The 2,370-nt window shown below is 70.2% G+C and carries 1 protein-coding gene and 1 pseudogene; both read left to right on the forward strand.

The features are described from left to right. The coding region (locus I59_RS04420; RefSeq protein WP_031272859.1) for an MIP/aquaporin family protein at positions 1 to 468 on the forward strand (468 nt) is incomplete at its 5' end. A gap of 77 nt (positions 469 to 545) precedes the next feature. Further along, positions 546 to 2,054 (forward strand): annotated as a pseudogene (glpK, locus tag I59_RS04425) (glycerol kinase GlpK); the annotation flags it as partial. Positions 2,055 to 2,370: the final 316 nt, after the last annotated feature.

Raw genomic sequence — 2,370 nt, forward strand, 5'->3', positions numbered from 1 at the left:
CTGTACTGGATCGCGCAGCTCATCGGTGCGGTCATCGGTGCGGTCATCGTCTGGCTCGCCTACAAGCTGCACTTCGACGAAGAGCCGGACCCGGCCGCCAAGCTCGGCGTGTTCTCGACCGGCCCGGCCATCCGCAGCTACGGCTGGAACCTCGTCACCGAGGTCATCGGCACCTTCGTCCTCGTGTTCGTCGTCCTCGCGTTCACGAACGGCGGCACGCCGAAGGAACTCGGCGCGGTCCCCGTCGCCTTCCTCGTCATCGCGATCGGCGTCTCGCTCGGTGGCCCCACCGGCTACGCCATCAACCCGGCCCGTGACCTCGGCCCCCGCCTCGCGCACGCCTTCCTGCCGATCAAGGGCAAGGGCTCGAGCGACTGGTCCTACGCCTGGGTCCCGGTGGTCGGTCCGCTCATCGGCGGCGCACTCGCGGCCGGCGCCTCGACCTTCCTCCTGCCGATCGTCTCCTAGTCCTCTCCCTCTCTCACCACCGCCGCGGCCGGCACCGCTGCCGGCCGCGGCACACCCAACACCCGTAAGGAGCACCAATGGCCGACTACATCGTCGCCATCGACCAGGGCACCACCTCCACCCGAGCGATCGTGTTCGACCACTCCGGTTCGATCGTGTCCGTCGGACAGAAGGAACACGAGCAGATCTTCCCGCGCGCGGGTTGGGTCGAGCACGACCCGATCGAGATCTGGGACAACACCCGCGAGGTCATCGGCCAGGCGCTCTCCCGCGCCGACATCACGCGGCACGACGTCGCAGCCGTCGGCATCACCAACCAGCGCGAGACCGCGGTGGTGTGGGACAAGACCACCGGCCAGCCCGTCTACAACGCGATCGTCTGGCAGGACACCCGCACGCAGTCGATCGTCGACAAGCTCGCCGACGGCGACACCGACCGGTACAAGTCGATCGTCGGGCTCCCGCTCGCGACCTACTTCTCCGGCACGAAGATCGCCTGGATCCTCGAGAACGTCGACGGCGCGCGCGAGAAGGCCGAGGCCGGCGACCTCCTGTTCGGCACGACCGACACCTGGGTCCTCTGGAACCTGACCGGCGGCGTCGACGGCGGCGTGCACAAGACGGACGTCACGAACGCCTCGCGCACCCTCTTCATGGACCTCGAGACGCTCTCGTGGCGCGACGACATCCTGGCCGACTTCGGCGTGCCGGCGTCGATGCTGCCGGAGATCGTCAGCTCCTCCGAGGTCTACGGCCACGTCGAGTCGTCCAGCCTCCTCCGCGAGGTGCCGATCGCCGGCATCCTCGGCGACCAGCAGGCGGCCACGTTCGGCCAGGCGGCGTTCGACGAGGGCGAGTCGAAGAACACCTACGGCACCGGCAACTTCCTCATCTTCAACACGGGCACGGACATCGTCCGGTCGGAGAACGGCCTCCTCACCACCGTCGGCTACAAGCTCGGCGACCAGGAGACCCACTACGCGCTCGAGGGCTCGATCGCCGTCACGGGCTCGCTCATCCAGTGGCTCCGCGACAACCTCGGGCTCATCGGCAGCGCCCCGGAGGTCGAGGCCCTCGCCAAGACCGTCGAGGACAACGGCGGCGTGTACTTCGTCCCGGCGTTCTCAGGCCTGTTCGCGCCGTACTGGCGTCCGGACGCCCGCGGTGCGATCGTCGGCCTGACGCGCTTCGTCAACAAGGGGCACATCGCCCGCGCCGCCCTCGAGGCCACCGCACTGCAGACCCGCGAGGTCCTCGACGCGGTGAACGCGGACTCCGGTGTGGACCTGACGGAGCTCAAGGTCGACGGCGGCATGACCGCGAACGACGCGCTCATGCAGTTCCAGGCCGACATCCTGAACGTGCCCGTGGTGCGTCCCGTCGTCGCGGAGACCACCGCGCTCGGCGCCGCCTACGCGGCCGGTCTCGCCGTCGGGTTCTGGGCGAACCTCGACGAGCTCCGCGGCAACTGGCAGGAGGACAAGCGCTGGGAGCCGCAGCTCGACGAGGCCGAGCGCGAGCGCACGCTCCGGCTCTGGAACAAGTCCGTCACCAAGACCTTCGAGCGGGTCGACCAGGACGTGCAGCACTCGTCGCCCACCGCGCCTCCCTGGCGTCGCGGTGGGCGCGGGGCGCCGTCGACGACGCGAGTCGTGCCTGCGACGGCACGCGTCGTACCTGCGGGACCAGGTACGGGCGGCTCGTCAGGCGGCGGGGGCGCTGCCGACCCAGTCGGCGAGCTTCCGCGTCGCCGCGCCGGAGTCGATCGCCTCGGCCGCGACGGCGAGCTGCTCGCGGAAGCGCTGGAGGATCGGACGGTCGGCCTCGGCCGGGTCCTCGGCCAGGCGGAACGACACCAGGCCGGCGGCGGCGTTCAGCAGGACGATGTCGCGGACCGGGCCG

Origin of the sequence: Curtobacterium sp. B8 (assembly GCF_000333315.1) — a bacterium.
Taxonomy (GTDB): Bacteria; Actinomycetota; Actinomycetes; order Actinomycetales; family Microbacteriaceae; genus Curtobacterium; species Curtobacterium luteum.